The sequence below is a fragment of the Maribacter sp. 4G9 genome (assembly GCF_002742265.1).
GTDB lineage: Bacteria > Bacteroidota > Bacteroidia > Flavobacteriales > Flavobacteriaceae > Maribacter.
Window position 1 is genome coordinate 125,346 of sequence record NZ_MDGL01000149.1, and the last position, 19,748, is coordinate 145,093.

Sequence of the window (19,748 nt, forward strand, 5' to 3'; positions counted from 1 at the left end):
AAAAATAAAAAACCAAGGAAAAAAATTCCTCGGTTTTCTTAAATAAAGGTTTAAATCTAAAAATACGACCCTCAATGCTTCATTTAACGAAAATAGCCACCAAATGCTAATCTAGGTAGTTCCCCCGAAACCTAATATCAGACTAGTAATACAATACAAAGTTGCATTGTCATTCCTATTGGCGCCCAAAACATTGACCGGAATAGAACATTCCTAGGGTCGTATATTGCTAATAATTTCGGAATGAATCCGAAATTCTAATGGTTCTTCCATAGTCGTTTACCAAGGTTACGTCCATAAATCCTTCAATACGCTTATGATCCAACCTAAATATCCTAACGATTCCACTATCCGCAAAAAATGGTTTCTCGCCAAAATCCTTATGGGTAAAATAGCCAAAAATTCCTTCGAAACCATTTAAGAAACCATCTACCTTGTGCACTTCAAAAGCCCCTTCATTTAATTCACTCCCGGTATTTTTGACCCTCATTACCAACTCAACTTTGCTTTGGTCCTCCTCATCGCTAAAAACGAGTGTCCATTTATTAAATAAAGTACCCGCATCCGATTCTTCTACTGCCAAACCAAAATCAAGTTGGGATGGAAGCAAATTTTCATTCGTGGGTTGACCGAATACAAAATCCATTTTATCATCAGAATTGGAAATCAACAAAAAGGGCATTATCCCTAAAAAAACATACTTGGTAATTTTAATGCCAAAACGACTTATCATCACTTCAAAAATTTAGTTATTTGGGACAACCATGGTTTTTGGCTCATTCTGGCCCATGGCCAATTTTTCCGGTATGGCATTTTCAGAGCGCTTGTGTTCGAGTATAGATGCCACAATTACCACTACCAACAAAATCCCGAACATTAGTAAACATCTTTTCATAATCAAAAACATTTTTTCTTTAAACATGTAACCACAACGAAATTAAGACAAGTTTAACGCCGCTAAGGGCAACTTGTATAAACTGCATTCTTTTTTGTATAATTGGGAATCGGGTTTTGGAGAAATCCTGATAAACTAAAAAACTGTACTACTTTTCTTATAAGATTAAGTTTTTCAAATGCTGAAACAACCCATTTTATAATTTATACCAGTTATACTCAAATAAACCCCATTGATACAAATTACTTATGTCTTTATCTTCGTAGTACTAATTTTGATTAACTTTCCCTTAGTGTAAATACTACATATGTTAGAAGCTGTAATCGTCGATGATGAAATAAAGGCGCTCCAAAGTCTCACTTGGGAGCTCACCAATTTCAGTGAAGAAATTCATGTGATGGCGTCCTTTACCAACCCTTTTGAAGCTCTGGAATATTTGGAAAAAAATACGCCGGACTGTCTGTTCCTGGATATAGAAATGCCCACCATGGATGGTTTTCAATTCATCCAAAAACTGACCAACAAAAACTTTCCCGTGGTCATTACGACGGCCTATAACCAATATGCCATTAAAGCCCTAAAGAACGAGGCCATAGATTATCTGTTGAAGCCTATCGATTCAGATGATTTGGAAGACACCATTTCCAAAATCAAAAAGTTCAACTCCAAGAATTTAACGGCGGAAAAACTGGAACAGATATTGCTAAATTTCAACTCTAGGTCTTCCAATAAACGAATTACCTTGAACACGGACGGCAAATTGCTTTTTTTGGACAGTGATGAAATACTATATGCGGAGTCCGATGGCAATTACAGCACCCTATTTTTAACGGACGGCCAAAAAATAGTCCTTACAAAAAAATTGAAGGAAGTAAATCAGTTGTTGCCGGAAGATTGCTTTTTTAGAATTCACAATTCCTATATCATTAATTTAAACAAAATAAAGGAATTCCTTAAAACCGATGGATATGTGGTCTTAAAGTCCAATCATAAGATCCCTGTTTCCAGACAAAAGAAGTCGGACTTTCTTGATTTATTATGAGATTACATGATTCTGTTACCATTTAAAAATCATTGGAATCCCTTATCCCTCAAACCTTCTTATCTAATAAGAAGGTTTATCCTTTTTTATGGAATTATTCTTTCATTCCAGTCTACCCGATCACAAAATATTTCAGATGATTTCAAAGGCCAAGTAAATGAGTTGATCATCAATGCGCCAAGAACATATTCCGATATAGATAGCATTCTAAGGAATTACCGTAAAGATACGCTCTCCATGAGGTTCGTGATACAGGCCTCCAAGAAGAATAGTTATCCAGACGGGGAATTGTATGCCCTTAATCAACTAGGTAGGGTATACAGGGATATTTCCAACTATCCAAAAGCGCTTGAACTTTTTCAACAAGCATTAAAACTTTCCATTGAATCTGACAATCTAGAATTCAGGATCTATAGTCTTAATATGATCAGTGTGGTCTATAGGCGTACGGAAGCCATCAAATCCGCATTGGATTATAGCCAAGAAGCCCTTGAACTTGCAGAAACTATAAAACCGGAAGACCGCTCCACCGGTATAAAAAGAAGTATCAACGTGTCCTTAAACTCCATTGGCAATATCTATCAATTGTTGGAACAATACGACCTGGCCATCCAAAAGTTTAAGGAATCCATGCAATTAGAGAAGGAACTGGATAATAAATTAGGGCTTGCCATAAACCATCAAAACGTTGGAGAATGTTATGAAGCCCAGGGAAAGTTGGAGCCGGCCTTGGATAATTTTCAAAAATCGCTCTCCTACAACGAAGAAATAAGCTCAGAAAAGGGAAAAATCATCTGCAACTACAGCATTGCCCATATCTATGTTCATATGAAAAAAATGGATGAGGCACTGGCACTGCTTACATCCTCTTTGGAACGGGCCAAAATATTGGGTAATCAGGAAATCATTGCCACTATTCTAAACAATCTTGGTTGGGCCAATTTGAACATCGGGGATTATACACAAGCGGAACTCTATTTAAAAGAAGGACTCAAAATAGCCAAAACCTATAATTATCCATCAGAAGTTGCGGAAGCTAACAAATTTCTATCGGAATTGTGGATGAAAAAGGATGACTTTAAAAAGGCGATGGACTTTTATAAAGAATCCAAAAAATACGAAGAACTGGTAACCAATAATCTGAATGTTAGGTATGTAAACGATATGATCGTAAGGTATGAGGCAGAAAAGCAAAATGATCAGCTCAAGTCTTTGGAAGAAGAGGTAAAGAACCAGGCCATAACCTTGAGAAAAAATAAGACCATGTTGCTAGTGACCTTCATTGGATTGGCATTGGCGGCCGGAATTCTTTACATCCTATACAGACAATATCAATTAAGCAGCGAAAAGAAACTACTTACCTTGGAACAGACCATGTTGCGTAGCCAAATGAATCCCCATTTCCTATTCAATTCATTGAATTCCATCAAACTATATATAATAAACAACGAAAAGAAAAACGCCGTCCATTACCTAAATAAATTCTCCAAATTGGTTCGAAAGATTTTGGAAGCCTCCTCGCAACGTGAAATTTCTTTGGCCGAGGAATTGGAAACGGTCGAACTTTATATGAACATTGAAAACATTCGGTTTTCAAACGAGATTATTTTCAAAATAAATATTGCCGACGATATCGATGTCCATGGCGTAAAGATTCCATCCTTAATACTCCAACCATTTTTGGAAAATGCCCTTTGGCATGGACTCTCCTCCAAGGAAGGCGAAAAAAATATACAGCTCGATGTAATGAAAGGCCGGGAGGGTTTTATAAAGATTGCCATTACCGATGATGGGGTAGGGCGCGATGCGGCAGAAAAAATCAAGGAACGCAAAGTCCTTAAAGGAAAATCAGTGGGTATTGATATTACAAAAGAGCGCCTTGCGAATTTTTCCAAGGATTATCAAAACTCCTTTCAGGTAGAGATCATAGATATCTACGACGATGACAATAAACCATCGGGCACCAGAATCATGCTGCACATTCCAACTATTTAAGGTAATCTGCGGCCACTTGCTCCAATTCGTCGTACCAATCCTTTCCAAATTTTCGTATCAACGCGTCCTTGACAAATTTGTAAATGGGTACTTTCAATTCTTCCCCTAAGCTACAGGCGGGGTCACAGATATGCCATTTATGATAGTTTACCGCGGTTAGCGCTGTATACTCCTTAATCCTTACGGGATACAGGTGACAGGAAACAGGTTTTTTCCATTTGATCTTTCCCTGGTTATAGGCTTCCTCGATTCCGCATTTGGCAATACTCCTTTCATCAAAGGTTACATAGGCACATTCGCTTCCATCTATAAGCGGGGTTTCCCATTCTCCGTCCTCACCTTTCACAAAGGCACCTTCACTTTCGATTACGGCGATACCTTCGGGCCTTAAAAAAGGTTTTACCTTGGCATAAATATCCACTAAGATCTCCGTTTCCTTTTCTTCCAAAGGTGCACCGGCATCACCGTCCACACAGCATGCTCCCTTGCAGGCATTTAGGTTGCAAACAAAGTCGTTTTCAATAATATCTTCGGATACAATGGTTTTTCCTAATTGGAACATGTGAAAATTTTAGTGCCGAAAGATAAGGCATTTACTTTGTCCCTTTAATTATTATCCATTTAATAACATCCAAAGAGGTTTTATAAACGTAAATTTGCAAAAAATTTAGAATGACGTTCCATTTTAATTTAAGGGAAATTGCAACGGCGAGCATGGTATTATTCGCCGTAATCGATATACTTGGAAGTATTCCGATCATCATAGGCCTACGTAAAAAAGTAGGGCATATCCAATCTGAAAAAGCATCGATCGTAGCGGCATGTATCATGGTCGCCTTTTTATTTTTGGGTGAAGAAATCTTAAACCTTATCGGTATCGATGTAAACTCGTTTGCAGTGGCGGGTTCGTTCATTATTTTCTTTCTTGCTATTGAAATGATCCTAGGCATCACCATCTATAAGGACGACGAACCGGAAAGTGCCTCCATTGTGCCTATAGCCTTTCCTTTGATCGCTGGTGCGGGTACTCTAACATCATTGCTCTCCTTAAGAGCGGAGTATTATGTTGAGAATATCATTATATCCATCATAATTAATTTAATCTTTGTATATCTCGTACTAAAATCCTCCGTCAAGCTTGAAAAAATCTTGGGCAAAGGAGGGGTCAACATAATTAGAAAAGTCTTTGGTGTCATATTAATGGCCATTGCAGTTAAACTCTTCGCCGCGAATATTAACGAACTTTTCAGTCAATAAAAAAGATTGTATTTTTAAAGCATTAAGCGACTAAAATGAATAGGACTTTAACGATTATACTGGTTGTTTGTGCGGTTGCCCTTATCGCCTATAATGTAACCTTAATTGACTTTGAAAATCCTTTTGAAGGTAACAGTATCGTGGCCATAATTGGAGTCATGGCCTCCTTATGCGCCATTGTTTTGATACTTATATTCTATACCAGTAAAAAAATACAGAAAAACCTGGATGAGGATTAATTTTGCGACTCGATAGCGGCCGCATCCGCTTGTTTAATGGTGGGATTGTCCAATTCCAATACCTTTAACAGCATAGGGTCCTTTACACTCTTTATTTTAGCATGCATATTGGCATCGAACAGTTGTTCCGCCAAAGAAGCTTTAAGATATAATTTTATGCTATCCTCAAAATCGTAAAAATTCATTTTCAGGTTTCTGGCCAAGGAATAATCCACAAACTTTTCAAATAGGATGTCGTCCACCCTAAAATACCTGAAATACTCTTCCGCCGTATAATCCTTGTACAAGCCTCTGTTCCCATCAAGATGTTCGAATACAAAAAAGGATAAAAATCCCAAGCTATCCATACTCTCAACGGCCTCCTCCTCATTGGAGCCAATAGGTACGAATTCATCAGGTATAATACCTCCTCCACCGTAAACAACTTTTCCCTTTGGAGTTGTGAACTTTAAGGAGTCGGCCACTTTTATACTATCCACGGATACCATCTCGCCATTGTGGTATCTATCCGTAAATCGTTCATAATAGTCCTTGTTGCCATTGGCATAGCTTTTCTGAATGCTTCTACCGGTGGGGGTATAGTATCTGGAAACGGTCAATCGAACGGCCGATCCATCGCCCAAGGCCATTTCACGCTGTACCAAGCCCTTTCCAAAAGATCTTCTGCCCACAATAGTACCTATGTCATTATCCTGAAGCGCACCTGCCACAATTTCACTAGCGGAGGCGGAACGCTCATTGATAAGAACATATATAGGTTTATCCTCAAAACTTCCCCTACCTGTGGCATACGTCTTGTCTATTTTCCCTTTTTTGTTCTTGGTGAACAATATAAGTTTGTTGTCCTCCAAGAATTCGTCCGCCATTTGCTCGGCAATGTTCAAATAGCCCCCGGGATTGTCACGAAGGTCTAATACCAATTTTTGGGCACCTTCGTTTCGAAGTTCTTCCAAGGCTGATTTAAATTCATCGTAGGTGGACTCTGCAAATCTGTTCACTTTTATATAACCTATATCATCGGAGAGCATATAGTAGGATTCCACACTTTTAATGGGTACTACCCCCCTGGTCACCGTTACGTCGAATATCCTATCCTCTGATTTTCGATACACCCTAAGGTTGACAGGGGTACCTTCTTTTCCCTTTAGTTTCTGAACGATCAAATCGCTGGGCATGTTCTTACCGTAAAGTGTATCATTATCGGCCATTAGGATTCGGTCTCCCGGCTTTATCCCCTTTGCAAAACTGGGTCCATCCTTTATCGCGCGAATAACGGATATGGTATCCCTGTACGGATAGAAGTTTATACCTATGCCTACAAAATCACCCTTCATGTTCTCAGCAACGCGGGTCATCTCCTTTTCGGGAATATAAACGGAATGGGGGTCTAGTTTTTCAAGAATACTGTTTACCGTAACATCAACGATGCTATCCGTGTTTACATCATCCACGTACTCATAGTCGATATAATCGATCAACCTATTGAGCTTGTCCTTTTTGGAATTGGTGGTGAATAATTTTTCTGGGCTGTCATTGAAGTTAAGCTTACCGCCTACAAAAATGCCTATGGCCAATGCCAAGGCGATTATGGTGGGCAAAAGATATGTATACTTGTTCTTCATTACAATCAATCATCTATTTGCGGCATAAATTCAAGCTCCACCCCGGCCCTTTTCAAAAATTTGAGCCCTGAATCATCCTTATACGTTATCTGATATACAACACGTTTTATGCCAGATTGGTGAATCAACTTGCTACATTCCCTGCAAGGTGACAGGGTAATGTATAAAGTGGCACCCTGACAGCTTTGTGTGGAGGAAGCCACTTTTAAAATGGCATTCGCCTCCGCATGGAGTACATACCACTTGGTGTACCCTTCCTCATCCTCACAAAAATTCTCAAAACCGGTAGGTGTACCGTTATAGCCATCTGAAATGATCATACGATCTTTAACGATGATGGCCCCTACTTGCCTACGTTTACAATATGAGAGTTTTCCCCACTCCTTAGCCATCCTTAAATAGGCCCTGTCGTATTTTTCCTGTTTCGATTTGTTCATGTAAACGGAAGCACAATTCTTGGTTTGTCTAAGATACCTGCTTTAAAAACCTTCGCAAAAGTATAGGGACAATTTTAACTTTTAAGATGCCTTACCAAGGAAACGTTTGATATAACATAGGTATTGTGATTAATAAAACAATAATACTCGCTACCAAAACAAAAATGGATTGTTTAATCCTACCCATGTTTTGGACGGCGTAAGCCAACAACAGTACGGCCATCACAATAATTAATTGGGAGATTTCGATTCCGGTCGCGAATCCCAGTAACGGTGTTACTTTCTCATCCTCTCCTGAAATCAGCATCTTAAAATAATTTGAAAATCCAAAACCGTGGATGAGACCAAAAAAAGCGGTTGCCAGTGCATGCAACAAAATATTGCTCTGCCCTTGTAACCTCTTTAAGTAAACTATGTTGAAGATTGCCGTCAAAAATATGGTTACGGGTATTAAAAATTCAATTAAACCAACATCCATAACCACTATTTCAAAAACCGAAAGCATCAAGGAAAGACAATGGGTAATCGTAAAGACCGTTGCCAGGACCAAGACCTTTTTCCAACTCTTGAAGGTAAAAGGAATTGCCAATGCCGATAAAAACAGGATATGGTCATAAGCACTAAAATCCAACACATGGTTTAGCCCCATTTTTATGTAAAACCAAAAATTCTCCATAACTAGTCATTTTTTTAACTGATTCCCCTTTCCTTTTGTATGGTTTCATAGGCAAGCTGCACCTGCTTGAATTTTTCCTCCGCACCTCTTTTTATGGCCTCGTCCTGTGTATTCACCCTATCCGGATGGTATTTTTTAGCCATGGTACGGTAGGCTTTTTTTACCTCTTCATTAGTAGCGGATTTTTCTATCTCCAATATTTTATAGGAATTATCGGCCGATTTTATGAACATGGCCATAATACTTTCAAAATCTACTTGGGATACCCGCAGATAACCGGCAATTTCCCTGATTTTATGTATCTCTGGAGTGCTGACATTCCCATCGGCCTGAGCGATACCGAACAAAAAATGAAGTAATTGGAGCCGTACTTCATACCGTGTCCTTTGTGCCAAAAAACTACTTATCCGCTGTGCGGAAATTTCCCTTTTTTTATTGATATCGTTAAAGGTCCTAAAAATGGCGTTCGCCTTTTCCTTTCCATAAGTGCCTACAAAATACTGCCGTACGTAGTCCATTTCCTGTTGGCTTACCTGCCCATCTGCCTTGATTACAATGGAACATAAGGAAAGTAAGTTCAGTTCAAAGTCCGCAGGAGATACATTGGGTCTTGTAAAATCACCAAAAACGGTCTGCGCCCTACCATTTCCCGACCCAAAAAGACTGTCCAAGGCACTTCCAACGAAAAAACCTAGAACAGCGCCCGCAAATCCCCTAATAAAAAAGCCAACTAAAGCCCCAATCCATTTAATCATTGCTATCTTTTGATAATTGCCAAAGATATAATATTAGGTAGAAAACCTACGACTAAGGAAACGTTAAGGTCTCCCTTAAAATAGTTCAAATTATTTATCTTTGTGTCTCAGATTTTTTAATAAAAAAATAAACTATGTATCCAGCAGAATTAGTAAAACCTATGAGAGACGACTTGGCTTCTGCCGGGTTTGAAGAATTATATACGGCAGAAGCAGTTGAAAATGCCATCAAACAGCAAGGGACCACACTGGTAGTGGTCAATTCCGTTTGTGGATGTGCGGCTGCCAACGCTAGACCAGCGGCAAAAATGAGCTTACGGAACGAAAAAACTCCAGATCATACGGTCACCGTATTCGCAGGAGTGGATACGGAAGCCGTCAACGCTGCAAGAAATTTGATGGTTCCCTTTCCACCGTCTTCACCTTCCATGGCCCTATTCAAGGATGGCGAACTGGTCCACATGATAGAGCGCCATCATATTGAGGGAAGGCCTGCTGAAATGATTGCTGAGAACCTTGTACTAGCCTACAACGATTTCTGCTAGGCAGTATCCTTTTTTCAACCTTATTTTAGATATTTTACACCGCTCTTAATAGAGCGGTTTTTTATTTTTGTAACATGCAAAAGATACTATCCTACATTGTTACCCCTTTTTTTTTCATTGCCTTTGGGATGACCCTGTTGGTTTTCCATCCTATACTTTGGCTGAGCTTAAAACTATTTGGTTATCCGGGTATTAAGAAAACTGTTAGCCTCCTCAATCTTAGCTTAATGCGCTCAACTAATATTCTAGGAACTACGTACAGGTTTACAAATCCCCACGAAATACCAACTGATAGACCACTAATAGTAGTGACCAATCACCAAAGTATGTACGACATTCCCCCCATAATTTGGTACATGAGGAAACACCACCCAAAGTTTGTGAGCAAAAAGGAATTGGGGAAAGGAATTCCAAGCGTCTCGTATAATTTGAGGCATGGTGGTTCAGTTTTGATAGACAGAAAGGATGCCAAAGCTTCAATCATGGAAATTGGAAAATTGGGTACATACATAGAAAAATATAACCGGACCGCCGTTATTTTCCCCGAAGGAACAAGAAGTAGGGATGGACATCCAAAACCCTTTAAACCTATGGGATTAAAGATGCTGATGAAGAAAGCCCCATCTGCTTTGATAGTTCCTATAAGCATCAATAATTCCTGGAAATTGGTCCAATATGGTAAATTCCCCATGGGATTAGGGGCGAAAGTTTCCTTTGATGTCCACGAACCATTTGAAAATGATGGAGACTTTGATGGATTGCTTGCCAAAGCCGAAGCTGCCGTAGTTTCCGGAATAAATTCATTTAAATGAGCAATACCCAAATCGTTGAGGAAACCATCGCCTTTGTAAAGGAAACACTACAGAATGCCGAAGGTGGGCATGATTGGTTTCATATAAAAAGGGTATTTCAAAACAGTATGCTCATTGCAAAGGACGAAAAAGTGGATATTCTTGTGGTAAGCCTCGCAGCCTTATTGCACGATATAGCCGATGCAAAATTTCATAATGGCGATGAAACTGTAGGACCTCAAATGGCCTCAGACTTCCTTAACTCTCTTAAGGTCAAGAAAAAAATAGTCCGGCATGTCATAAAAATTATTGAACACATATCCTTTAAAAACAGTCTAGATAAGTCCAAAAAGAAGTCTTTCAGCTCCAAGGAACTTGAAGTTGTTCAGGATGCCGATCGTTTGGATGCCATTGGTGCTATTGGTATTGCCCGGGCATTCAATTATGGCGGCTTCAAAAACAGGGAAATCTACAATCCTGATATTGCCCCAAATCTAAAACTGAGCAAGGAAGCCTATAAAAATTCTACTGCCCCAACCATCAACCATTTCTACGAAAAATTGCTCCTCCTAAAGGATAAAATGAATACTCCTACAGGGAAAAAGCTTGCGGAATCAAGGCACCAATTTATGTTGGATTACTTGGAACAGTTTTATGCCGAATGGAATCCATTGATTGCTAAACCAAAGCAATAAAAAAGGGAAATCCAAATAGATTCCCCTTTCAACGAAAATTAATAATCTCGATTTTTTTGACTATCCCCTGGTCAACCAACCTCTTCTATTGGCGGTCGCAATGGCATAAGGAGTTATCCAGAACAGTCCGAATGTATACATTACGCTATAGGAATAAGCCCAGAATGATTCTATAAAGTTATATCTATTCGCATAAAAAATAACTGGAAAAGTAGATAGTACCAGAATACTCAAGAACGTTGAGCTAACAAATAAGATTGGATGTGTTAGAACAAAATACAGCATAAACAAAAGGAATGGGTAACTCATGACAATCTTAGTTGCCTGACTAAAGAACAATAGTCGTGTGCCCGCCTTGTTTCCTTTCCTAAAGTTTGTAAATACATACTTGGACATTTCAATATTCTCCCTAACGTTGCTCCTGCCCCATCTAATGAACATTTTATAAAGGCCTTTGTATTTTTCAGGAACATTGGTATAAGCATAGGCATTTCTTTGAAATAGCACATGATATCCTTGCTTCAAAATCATATTGGTCATGGCACGGTCCTCTCCAATATCGGATGGTTGCCCCATAAAGGTTTGGTTTATCCATGCATCCAAACAGGCAAATACGGCAGTTCTGCGATATGCCGCCAAGGCCCCCGGGGTACAAAGAACTGAATTGAGGCTACTTTCGGCTGATCTTACAAATTCAAAACTCAAAACAAAGCTCACGTCCAACATTTTAGGAATCAAGGCCTCCTTATTGTTCAATACCCTAATGTTACCTGCAACGGCACCGCAGTTTTCGTTTGTCACAAAAGGACTTACCAAATTCCTTAAGGTATCCTTCTTTACAATGGAATCACTATCCACAGTTACAAAAACCTCCCCAATCCCCTCATTAAAACCACGGTATAAGGCATGTCTTTTTCCCATATTCTTCGGTTGTTGGCAAATGGAAACCCGATCACCCAAAACCTTTTTGGCCTCTTGCATCCAATGCCAGGTATCGTCCTTGCTCCCATCATCAATAGAAAGCAATTGTAGTTTTTCTACGGGATAATCGCTTTCCGCCAAACTCATCAAAGTGGCATATACCTGTTTCCCTTCGTTGTATGCGGGAACGATAACGGTACATGTAGGAAGCTCCTCGTCTGAAACCGATGCTATTGCCCTGTAGCGAAAATATCTGTATAAGGTGTAGACAAAAAAACCAGCTTTGAATAGAAAAAGCCCGGTCGCAATAACCATAAATATTAAACCGAAAGTAGTACTCATTCGGTCTTGATTGAACTGGTCATAATCTGCCTGCAAGACATACATTATATAGATGGACGCGATCATTAGTACAAACGTGCTGCCCATAACAAAAACGCCCCGCGCATTTGCGTTTTGAATAAAAGATTGGAACCTTGATTTCAATAAAAAACCGTTCGCTATACTTGGTTTGGTATCGGAGCGGTCAACATCATTTAATCTTGGTGTCATTGTGTTTTCAGATTTCAATTGTGTCCTTGATTTGTTCTAGTGGTTATACGGCTACAATGCCACTCTGGATTTTTATTTATGATATATTTATGTAAAAAGCGATTCTTTAACTTTTTGGTAAGAATTTGCGATGGATTAGGCCTATAAATTCATCAAATTCAAAATGAAGGTGACATCATTTTTTTATGAATACCAAAAAATACACCTCATCATTTTATAAGTTTAATAATAACTACAAGGCAGAAATAAAAAGTCAATTTTTTGTACCTTACTAGCCCAGACAAATTATTTAACCATGCAAAGAAGAAAGTTTATTAAAAATACCGCCGCCGCGTCCGCGGCCTTTTCAATTGTACCCAGTTTTGTTATGGGCAAATCACATGTTCCTCCCAGTGATACGCTATATGTTGGTGCCTTTGGGGTTGGGGGAAGGGGTGCCGGTGTGATCCAGGGCCTTAACGAAACCCAAAAAGTAAAATTCGTTTCCTTTTGCGATGTCGATGATAGAAGGGCCGCCGAAACCTATGCCAATTTTCCCGATGTAAAAAGGTACAAGGATTTTAGAACGGTCTATGACAAACATTTGAACGATATGGACGCCATAATGGTGGCCACGCCCGATCACATGCATGCATCCATAGCTTTGCCTTTTATGCGGGCAAAAAAACATGCCTATGTTGAAAAACCGTTGACGCATAATATCAATGAAGCCCGCTTGATGACACAGGTCGCCAAGGAAAACGGCATTGTCACCCAAATGGGGAACCAAGGTGCCTCAAGTGACGGCAGTAGGGAAGCCAAGGAATGGATAGATTCTGGCATTATTGGAAAGGTTTATAAGGTAGATTGTTGGACGAACAGACCCGTATGGCCCCAAGGTGTTCCCGTACCTCAAGGCAAGGACCGAATTCCCAAGGGACTGGACTGGGACCTTTGGTTGGGAACTGCCGAAATGAGGGATTATAATGACGCGTATCTTCCTTTTAAATGGAGAGGCTTTTGGGACTTTGGTACAGGGGCTTTGGGTGATATGGGTTGCCATATTATGGAAACTCCTTTTAGTGTTTTGGGGCTAGGCTATCCAACAGAGGCAGAGGCGAGTTGCACCACCAACTGGGTTGGGGACTTCGTAGAGGCGGACTACAGCGAATCGTGCCCAGCATCTTCCATCGTCCGATTAAAATTCAATACTCTTGAGCATGGTGACATCGCACTTAACTGGTACGATGGCGGATTGCTCCCAGATTTACCGGATGAACTGAAGGATGGCGAAACCATTGGCGATTCTGGCGGAGGAAGCATTTTCTACGGTACCCGAGGGATTTTGGTCTGTGATACCTATTCCAGAAACGCGCGATTATTGCCCTCAACGACCATGGAATTGTTGACACCCCCAAAACCCTATTTAAAACGGATTGAAGGTGATACTGGCGGACACCAGCGCAACTTTGTGGAAGGATGTCTACAAGGCGCTGAAACTTCCTCCAATTTTGAACGCTCCGGACCTTTGACCGAAGCCGTTTTAATGGGTAATTTGGCCATTAAGGCCTTTCAATATAAAAAATTGAAAGAAGGCAAAAAATTGGGTGATTGGGATCCCTTTGAATATCCCGGTAGAAGAAAAATCCTTTGGGATGGTGACAATATGCGCGTAACCAATTGGGACAAGGCCAACGAATGGGTAAAAGGAAGTTACCGAAAAGGCTGGGAATTAAGCTAAACTGATCCAATTTAAGCAATAGAAGGCCGTCTAAAACGTAATTTGATTTAGACGGTTTTTTTTGTGATAAAAAAGATATACTTTCATTGAATTCAAAAATCAAACCATATCATATGTCCCTAAATCAATTCGCTTCGCGTTCCCTTCTGTTAATTTGCATCGCATTCCTTATACAATCCTGTTCAACCGAAAAGAAACAGACAGGCACCTTGCTGATCCACGGTGGCCCAATTTACACCATGGATTCCCTGAATCCCAAGGTTGAGGCCGTTGTGACCCTTGACAACAAAATACTGTTTTCCGGTAGTTTGGAGGATGCCGAAAAACTAAAAGGCCCAGAGACCCAAGAAATAAATCTTGAAGGCAAAACCATGACACCCGGACTGATCGAAGGGCATGGGCATTTTATGGGTCTCGGTTACAATGAACTCAATCTCGACCTCATCAATACCAAAAGCTTCCAGGAAATTATCGATGCCGTTGCCGATGCGGTCCAGAAAGCAAAGCCAGGAGAATGGATTACGGGACGGGGCTGGCACCAGAGCAAATGGGACCAACTCCCTGAAAACAGCGTTTTGGGTTTCCCAACCCATGAAGCACTTAGTGCCATATCACCGGACAACCCCGTGTATTTAAGACATGCCAGTGGCCATGCCGGTTTTGCCAATGCCAAGGCCATGGAATTGGCCGGTCTTCAAGTGATGGGAACGGAAAATATGGACGCGCTCTCCGTGGAAGGCGGTGAGGTCATCGTGGATGACCTGGGGCTTCCAACAGGCGTCTTTAATGAGCGCGCCATGACCCTTATTACCAAACACATCCCAGAAAACACCCCGGAAAAGGACATTCAAGCCTTCGAACTTGCCGTAGCGGCCTGCCACAGGAACGGTATCACAGGATTCCACGATGCAGGCATCGGGAGGGAGACCATTGCACTTTACAATAACATGAAGGCCGAAGGCAAAATGGGGATACGTATGTACGCCATGTTAACGGGATGGGACAAAGAGCTCCTCAATGAATGGTACGAAAAGGGTCCCAACGTAGACCCTGAGCACCTTTTTACAATACGGTCCATTAAATTGAATTGTGACGGGGCGCTTGGGTCTAGAGGTGCCTGGTTATTGGAATCCTATTCCGATAGACAAGATCACTTCGGCCATGAGACCCTGCCCATGGAATTTGTCAAGGAAACGTCCCTGAACGGTTTGGAACATGGTTTCCAAGTGTGTTCCCATGCCATTGGAGATCGTGCCAACCGGGAAATCCTGGACCGCTATGAAGCGGCTTTTATGGAAAAACCACAGATGGTCAATGACAACAGGTTTCGTATTGAACATGCCCAACATTTACACCCGGACGACATTCCAAGGTTTGCGGAGCTTGGGGTCATACCCGCCATGCAGGCCGTGCATTTATCCTCTGATCGTCCTTGGGCGATAGACCGATTGGGCGAAAAGCGTATCAAGGAAGGTGCCTATATGTGGCAGGCCCTATTAAAAAGTGGGATTCCCGTGGTGAACGGTACGGACGTTCCCGTGGAACCATTGAACCCCATAGCCAGTTTTTATGCAAGCGTCACACGGAAAACACTTGAAGGAAGTCCAGAAGGTGGCTATGAACCCGATCAGAAAATGACCCGGCAACAGGCATTGAGATCCTATACGCTCGATGCAGCCTATGGCGCCTTTGAAGAAGGTATTAAAGGTTCCATTACCGAAGGTAAGCTGGCCGACTTTACCATTTATGACCAAGACCTAATGACGGTACCGGAGGATACATTATTGGACACTCAAGTGGCCATGACCATTTTTAATGGGCAGGTAGTTTACGCTAAGAATATGAATTGATGCCAGCAAAAGCATGGATGCTTACGTTAGGGGGTTCGTACCGACCAGACGAACGCTTAGCTATTAGTTGTAGTTGTTTTTCAGTCCAAGTTTAACCAATAGGTTTCTAAAGCCATTCCAAGCGCAACTTTCCCCCGCTGGCGCGAGCGTTACGCTCGTGCCTAAACCTATTACAAAAATGTGACCAAGCCAATAAATTGCTTTATGATCGTTTAGTTCCATCATATTGCCTTCTATGCAAAGTTTAAAACTTCCCTCAACTTAATGAAAATATCCAAAACTTTAAAAAAGGCTTAATTGTCCCGTCTTATATTGCGCATGCAGTTCCGTATTCAAGGCAGGGAATTTTTTGTCCTTAAAGTATTTCTGTTTGGCGAGCCTTACCATATCATGGATTTGGGTGGCTATTTTGCCCTCTCCCCTGCTTCGGATTCCGTAGCGGCTATCGTTTAGGGTACCTCCATGGCATTCCTTGATTTGGTTCAGCACTTTGTCGGCTTTGTCCGGTAGGGTCTTGCGAATCCAATCGGTAAAAATACCGCCAATGGCACCGTTCAATCGCACCACGGTAAAAGCAAAGGATACTGCCCCATTTTCCGATACCGCTTTGGCCAAATCCATGATCTCATGGCTATTGATCCCCGGAATGATGGGTGCCAGCATCGCGTTGACAGGTATCCCGTTATCGGACAGTACTTTTATCGCCTTCAACCTTTTGGGGATGGATGCGGTTCTTGGTTCCAATATCCTTCTTGTTTCCTCCCTTAATGAGGTTAAAGAGACATTCACCCCAATCAGTCCGTATGCGTTCAATTCCTTTAAAAGGTCCAAATCCCTTAATATCAAGGCATTTTTAGTGATGATGCCTACCGGATGTCGGTATTTCAAAAAGACCTCCAAACAAGCCCGTGTTAATTTGAATTCCTGTTCCGCAGGCTGATAGCAATCTGTATTGCCGGAAAGCACAATGGTATTCGCCTTCCAGGATGAACTTTTAAGCTTGGACTCCAACAATTTAGGGGCATCTTTCTTGACGAGAATCTTACGCTCAAAATCCAATCCAGCACTGTAACCCCAGTATTCGTGGGTGTTTCGGGCATAGCAATAAATACAGCCATGTTCACAGCCTTGATAGGGGTTCATGGAATACATCATTCCAACATCGGGACTCGTTACTTCATTGACTATCGTCTTCGGAAAAATAGGAATGTACTGGGTTTTGTTTTTATCGGCCTCCTCACCTTCCAATCGGCAAAACTCCAGAAAATCGTCCCGAGTTTCATAACTATGTTGAAGGAATTTGTTAGGTGTATTTTCCTGCGCACCCCTTCCTTTAATTGGAGAATTGTTCATGTATTGGATTTATTCCAAAAATATGGAATAAATCCAATACATGAAATTATTTAACCGCTACTTGGACCAATTGTTTTTTTGTTCCCCTTTTGGCGTAGAACATGAGCTCGTCATGCAATTTGTCTATATAGGGTTTGGAAACCATTAGGGGTAAGCGGGCATCGGTATCATCGATAACCTTTTCATAGTTCATGCGGCCATTTTCATCCAACTTGATCAAAAACACGTTCCTATTCCTGCTCAATCCCTGCTTGAACATGATGCGTTCGTCACTTAACTGCTGTGGGTTTTCGGCCGAGGTACTGATAAAAAAGTAGGTAGTATCATCCTTGGTGAGGGAACTATACGAGGCGTAGGCCCCATCGCCTTGGGTGACTTCGGTTTTGTTTATATTTCTTGCCCAAATCAAGTCGCCCTCCCCGCTCAGTTTGGCACTTACAATGTCATTGTGGTGATATCTGGTGACCAATACCCTACCGCCACTACTGTTTGCCTGTGTACTGGTGCTGGTAAAATACTCTTCGGCATTGAATAGAATATGTCCCTTGGACGTAATATTCATTCCCTTAAATACCAAGTTTTTTAGTGTCTTGTCCTCTTCCCTACCAAATTTGTCCATCATGAACTGTTCCGAAAATGGGTTGAACTTTTGACTTTCGATTTCCAATGTCCTCGGATTCAATTTAAAGTAGGAGATACCGTTGTAACGGTTATCTTTTCTATCGGCATAGAAACCGAGACACAACAATTCCTTGCCCTTAAAAATTGGTTTCAGGGCCTCTGGAAACTTGCCTGGCGTGTAAAACGACTGTGTTGTGCCACCCGTACTGGAAACCCGTACCATTTCATATTGAAACTTGCGATCCGTAGCATTGAACCTCTTTTTCTTGAAATAGGCTTTCCCTACCAAGTATACATTGCTCAAGTCTTCCGAGAAGGTTATCGTCTCAAAGGCATAATTTTTTTCCTCAACTTCTGCGGAAAAATCATGCTCCATCAATTTGTTCAGTCCCGCATCAAAAACATGGATATAATGCTGGTTGTTCTTACCCTTTTTAAAGTGGGTAGTTATGGCAAAGGCTGATTTCTCATCGTTAAATAGGACCGATGTAGTGAACCCCGACGAAAAATTCCTGTTGTAGTAATTGCGGTCCAGCGGCTCAGCAACGGGATCCGATGGAATGCTCAAAATAGTCTCCTTGGTGAACTGGTAATCCGTGTACGGGCTTCTATGGATTTGATATTCGTAGGCCATGCTTTGGTAATTGTATTCCAGGAAAAGCAAATAGGCCTGCCCGTTCTTGATATACGCATCCACGAAATTGGCATTTTTCAGCTTGTAATTGAATTCGGACAACAATTCCAAATCCTTGTTGTAATGCTCTATGAAATAGCCCTTGGGTTTAAGCACGATTCCCGTGTAGTAGGCCCTAACGATGACCGTTCCGCCTTGGCCGTCATCCGCAATGGCCAAAAGATTGGAATACTTGTACTTGTCATTGTATTTTTCGCCGATGTTATAGGCGACATCGGCCTGTTGGGCAACGGAAAGGTTTACAGCTGCCAAAAACAGTACTAGGAAAATTTTTTTAAACATGGTAGGTTCGCTTTATCTACGAACCCGGAAAATCAGCTTTTCTTTTTTCTAAAAATGCCGTGGTGCCTTCAGCAAAATCGTCCGTTCCAAAACACGTCCCAAAAGCCTCAATTTCCTGCTCGTAGCCGTTTACAGTATTCATAAAACCCGCATTTACCGCTTTTATTGCATGGGATATGGCTACAGGTGAGTTATTGCAGATTTTTTCGGCAATTTTATGACATAATGGAAGCAGTTCTTCCTGTGTTGCGACATGGTTTACCAAGCCATAATTTTTTGCTTGTTCGGCAGAAATCATGCCAGCCGTCATGATCATTTCCATGGCTCTTCCCTTACCAACCAGTTGTGGAAGTCGCTGTGTCCCCCCATATCCCGGAATCACGCCCAGGGAAACCTCTGGAAGGCCCATTTTGGCGTTATCACTTGCCACCCTAAAATGACAGGCCATGGCCAGTTCCAACCCGCCACCCAAGGCAAAACCGTTAACGGCCGCTATCACCGGCTTGGATAGGTTTTCAATAAAATCGAACAACAATTCCTGACCTTTGGCGGCCAGTTTCTTGCCTTTTTTTACGGAGAAATCCGCAAACTCAGAAATATCGGCCCCGGCCACAAAGGCCTTTTCACCACTCCCGGTGATTATGATGACCTTTACATCAGCATCCTGTTCCAGTTCTGAAAGGGCTTCATGCAATTCTTGAATGGTCTCCCGGTTCAAAGCATTTAACTTTTTTGGTCTATTTATGGTGATGGTTGCAACAGCTTCTCCCAATGCTACCTGTATTGTTTCGTAAGACATGTTCTTT

Annotated in this window: 20 protein-coding genes; 9 read left to right on the top strand and 11 right to left on the bottom strand. The window is 41.3% G+C overall.

The annotated features are described in order from the left end of the window. Window positions 1-229: 229 nt before the first annotated feature. Together BFP75_RS14690 and BFP75_RS21915 are read right to left on the bottom strand one after the other, a co-directional pair. A complete protein-coding gene (locus BFP75_RS14690; protein ID WP_099546116.1) occupies window positions 230-733 on the bottom strand; it encodes a hypothetical protein in 504 nt (167 codons plus the stop codon). A gap of 12 nt (window positions 734-745) precedes the next feature. Next, the gene (locus BFP75_RS21915) at window positions 746-895 is read right to left on the bottom strand and encodes a hypothetical protein (protein ID WP_165776611.1); all 150 of its coding nucleotides are present in this window, start codon (window positions 893-895) and stop codon (window positions 746-748) included. A gap of 307 nt (window positions 896-1,202) precedes the next feature. Between BFP75_RS21915 and BFP75_RS14695 the strand changes: the two genes are divergently transcribed. Beyond that, window positions 1,203-1,937, top strand: a complete 735-nt coding sequence (locus BFP75_RS14695; protein WP_099546117.1) for a LytR/AlgR family response regulator transcription factor — start codon at window positions 1,203-1,205, stop codon at window positions 1,935-1,937. Between the two features lie 6 nt (window positions 1,938-1,943). Further along, window positions 1,944-3,932, top strand: coding sequence for a tetratricopeptide repeat protein (locus tag BFP75_RS14700; protein ID WP_099546118.1), 1,989 nt, complete (start codon window positions 1,944-1,946; stop codon window positions 3,930-3,932). On the opposite strand, the gene BFP75_RS14705 is transcribed toward BFP75_RS14700, so the two are convergent. Beyond that, the gene (locus tag BFP75_RS14705) at window positions 3,925-4,494 is read right to left on the bottom strand and encodes a DUF3109 family protein (RefSeq protein WP_099546119.1); all 570 of its coding nucleotides are present in this window, start codon (window positions 4,492-4,494) and stop codon (window positions 3,925-3,927) included. The two genes, BFP75_RS14700 and BFP75_RS14705, sit on opposite strands and share 8 nt — an antisense overlap. A 110-nt stretch (window positions 4,495-4,604) precedes the next feature. Here BFP75_RS14705 and BFP75_RS14710 point away from each other — a divergent pair, with 110 nt between their 5' ends. Both BFP75_RS14710 and BFP75_RS14715 read left to right on the top strand, forming a co-directional pair. Next, window positions 4,605-5,189 (top strand): MarC family protein, encoded by a 585-nt coding sequence (locus BFP75_RS14710; protein WP_099546120.1) that lies wholly within the window; start codon window positions 4,605-4,607, stop codon window positions 5,187-5,189. Window positions 5,190-5,224: 35 nt separating this feature from the next. Continuing rightward, window positions 5,225-5,428, top strand: a complete 204-nt coding sequence (locus BFP75_RS14715) for a hypothetical protein (RefSeq protein ID WP_099546121.1) — start codon at window positions 5,225-5,227, stop codon at window positions 5,426-5,428. On the opposite strand, the gene BFP75_RS14720 is transcribed toward BFP75_RS14715, so the two are convergent. From BFP75_RS14720 to BFP75_RS14735, 4 genes are all read right to left on the bottom strand, one after another. Beyond that, window positions 5,425-7,050: a S41 family peptidase gene (locus tag BFP75_RS14720; RefSeq protein WP_099546122.1), complete on the bottom strand. Its 1,626-nt coding sequence runs from the start codon at window positions 7,048-7,050 to the stop codon at window positions 5,425-5,427. The two genes, BFP75_RS14715 and BFP75_RS14720, sit on opposite strands and share 4 nt — an antisense overlap. A 5-nt stretch (window positions 7,051-7,055) precedes the next feature. Beyond that, complete coding sequence (locus BFP75_RS14725) at window positions 7,056-7,487, bottom strand: deoxycytidylate deaminase (RefSeq protein ID WP_099546123.1); 432 nt, start codon at window positions 7,485-7,487, stop codon at window positions 7,056-7,058. Window positions 7,488-7,578: 91 nt separating this feature from the next. Beyond that, a complete protein-coding gene (locus BFP75_RS14730) occupies window positions 7,579-8,163 on the bottom strand; it encodes a HupE/UreJ family protein (RefSeq protein ID WP_099546124.1) in 585 nt (194 codons plus the stop codon). A gap of 14 nt (window positions 8,164-8,177) precedes the next feature. Next, entirely contained in the window at window positions 8,178-8,918 is a 741-nt protein-coding gene (locus BFP75_RS14735) for a TerB family tellurite resistance protein (protein WP_099546125.1), read from the bottom strand. A 134-nt stretch (window positions 8,919-9,052) separates the two neighbouring features. Here BFP75_RS14735 and BFP75_RS14740 point away from each other — a divergent pair, with 134 nt between their 5' ends. From BFP75_RS14740 to BFP75_RS14750, 3 genes are all read left to right on the top strand, one after another. Further along, window positions 9,053-9,463, top strand: a complete 411-nt coding sequence (locus BFP75_RS14740) for a BrxA/BrxB family bacilliredoxin (protein ID WP_099546126.1) — start codon at window positions 9,053-9,055, stop codon at window positions 9,461-9,463. A 74-nt stretch (window positions 9,464-9,537) separates the two neighbouring features. Further along, window positions 9,538-10,275, top strand: coding sequence for a lysophospholipid acyltransferase family protein (locus BFP75_RS14745; protein ID WP_099546127.1), 738 nt, complete (start codon window positions 9,538-9,540; stop codon window positions 10,273-10,275). Then, on the top strand, window positions 10,272-10,949 hold the full coding sequence (locus BFP75_RS14750; protein WP_099546128.1) for an HD domain-containing protein: 678 nt from the start codon (window positions 10,272-10,274) through the stop codon (window positions 10,947-10,949). Before BFP75_RS14745 ends, BFP75_RS14750 begins: the two co-directional genes overlap by 4 nt. Window positions 10,950-11,009: 60 nt before the next feature. Here BFP75_RS14750 and BFP75_RS14755 read toward each other — a convergent pair whose 3' ends face one another. Beyond that, window positions 11,010-12,422 carry a glycosyltransferase gene (locus BFP75_RS14755; protein ID WP_099546129.1) on the bottom strand — a complete coding sequence of 471 codons (1,413 nt, stop codon included), beginning with the start codon at window positions 12,420-12,422 and terminating at the stop codon, window positions 11,010-11,012. A 295-nt stretch (window positions 12,423-12,717) separates the two neighbouring features. On the opposite strand from BFP75_RS14755, the gene BFP75_RS14760 reads away from it, so the two are divergent. Together BFP75_RS14760 and BFP75_RS14765 are read left to right on the top strand one after the other, a co-directional pair. Then, the gene (locus tag BFP75_RS14760) at window positions 12,718-14,142 is read left to right on the top strand and encodes a Gfo/Idh/MocA family protein (RefSeq protein WP_099546130.1); all 1,425 of its coding nucleotides are present in this window, start codon (window positions 12,718-12,720) and stop codon (window positions 14,140-14,142) included. Between the two features lie 113 nt (window positions 14,143-14,255). Beyond that, complete coding sequence (locus tag BFP75_RS14765) at window positions 14,256-15,992, top strand: amidohydrolase (RefSeq protein WP_099546187.1); 1,737 nt, start codon at window positions 14,256-14,258, stop codon at window positions 15,990-15,992. 282 nt (window positions 15,993-16,274) lie between these two features. Here the strand turns inward: BFP75_RS14765 and BFP75_RS14770 are convergent, their stop codons facing one another. The 3 genes from BFP75_RS14770 to BFP75_RS14780 are packed head-to-tail and all read right to left on the bottom strand — an operon-like array spanning window position 16,275 to window position 19,741. Beyond that, entirely contained in the window at window positions 16,275-17,345 is a 1,071-nt protein-coding gene (locus BFP75_RS14770; RefSeq protein ID WP_099546131.1) for a PA0069 family radical SAM protein, read from the bottom strand. 46 nt (window positions 17,346-17,391) lie between these two features. Then, a complete protein-coding gene (locus BFP75_RS14775; RefSeq protein WP_099546132.1) occupies window positions 17,392-18,942 on the bottom strand; it encodes a hypothetical protein in 1,551 nt (516 codons plus the stop codon). Between the two features lie 16 nt (window positions 18,943-18,958). Continuing rightward, on the bottom strand, window positions 18,959-19,741 hold the full coding sequence (locus BFP75_RS14780) for an enoyl-CoA hydratase/isomerase family protein (protein WP_099546133.1): 783 nt from the start codon (window positions 19,739-19,741) through the stop codon (window positions 18,959-18,961). Between the last annotated feature and the right edge of the window lie 7 nt (window positions 19,742-19,748).

Excerpts from the sequence above, each read along its gene's own strand:
- BFP75_RS14710 (WP_099546120.1), top strand. The coding sequence starts at position 4,605 with ATGACGTTCCATTTTAATTTAAGGGAAATTGCAACGGCGAGCATGGTA.
- BFP75_RS14765 (WP_099546187.1), top strand. The coding sequence starts at position 14,256 with ATGTCCCTAAATCAATTCGCTTCGCGTTCCCTTCTGTTAATTTGCATC.
- BFP75_RS14750 (WP_099546128.1), top strand. The coding sequence starts at position 10,272 with ATGAGCAATACCCAAATCGTTGAGGAAACCATCGCCTTTGTAAAGGAA.
- BFP75_RS14700 (WP_099546118.1), top strand. The coding sequence starts at position 1,944 with ATGATTCTGTTACCATTTAAAAATCATTGGAATCCCTTATCCCTCAAA.
- BFP75_RS21915 (WP_165776611.1), bottom strand. The coding sequence starts at position 895 with ATGAAAAGATGTTTACTAATGTTCGGGATTTTGTTGGTAGTGGTAATT.
- BFP75_RS14770 (WP_099546131.1), bottom strand. The coding sequence starts at position 17,345 with ATGAACAATTCTCCAATTAAAGGAAGGGGTGCGCAGGAAAATACACCT.
- BFP75_RS14725 (WP_099546123.1), bottom strand. The coding sequence starts at position 7,487 with ATGAACAAATCGAAACAGGAAAAATACGACAGGGCCTATTTAAGGATG.
- BFP75_RS14780 (WP_099546133.1), bottom strand. The coding sequence starts at position 19,741 with ATGTCTTACGAAACAATACAGGTAGCATTGGGAGAAGCTGTTGCAACC.
- BFP75_RS14715 (WP_099546121.1), top strand. The coding sequence starts at position 5,225 with ATGAATAGGACTTTAACGATTATACTGGTTGTTTGTGCGGTTGCCCTT.
- BFP75_RS14775 (WP_099546132.1), bottom strand. The coding sequence starts at position 18,942 with ATGTTTAAAAAAATTTTCCTAGTACTGTTTTTGGCAGCTGTAAACCTT.
- BFP75_RS14705 (WP_099546119.1), bottom strand. The coding sequence starts at position 4,494 with ATGTTCCAATTAGGAAAAACCATTGTATCCGAAGATATTATTGAAAAC.
- BFP75_RS14760 (WP_099546130.1), top strand. The coding sequence starts at position 12,718 with ATGCAAAGAAGAAAGTTTATTAAAAATACCGCCGCCGCGTCCGCGGCC.
- BFP75_RS14690 (WP_099546116.1), bottom strand. The coding sequence starts at position 733 with ATGATAAGTCGTTTTGGCATTAAAATTACCAAGTATGTTTTTTTAGGG.
- BFP75_RS14755 (WP_099546129.1), bottom strand. The coding sequence starts at position 12,422 with ATGACACCAAGATTAAATGATGTTGACCGCTCCGATACCAAACCAAGT.
- BFP75_RS14720 (WP_099546122.1), bottom strand. The coding sequence starts at position 7,050 with ATGAAGAACAAGTATACATATCTTTTGCCCACCATAATCGCCTTGGCA.
- BFP75_RS14745 (WP_099546127.1), top strand. The coding sequence starts at position 9,538 with ATGCAAAAGATACTATCCTACATTGTTACCCCTTTTTTTTTCATTGCC.
- BFP75_RS14735 (WP_099546125.1), bottom strand. The coding sequence starts at position 8,918 with ATGATTAAATGGATTGGGGCTTTAGTTGGCTTTTTTATTAGGGGATTT.
- BFP75_RS14730 (WP_099546124.1), bottom strand. The coding sequence starts at position 8,163 with ATGGAGAATTTTTGGTTTTACATAAAAATGGGGCTAAACCATGTGTTG.
- BFP75_RS14695 (WP_099546117.1), top strand. The coding sequence starts at position 1,203 with ATGTTAGAAGCTGTAATCGTCGATGATGAAATAAAGGCGCTCCAAAGT.
- BFP75_RS14740 (WP_099546126.1), top strand. The coding sequence starts at position 9,053 with ATGTATCCAGCAGAATTAGTAAAACCTATGAGAGACGACTTGGCTTCT.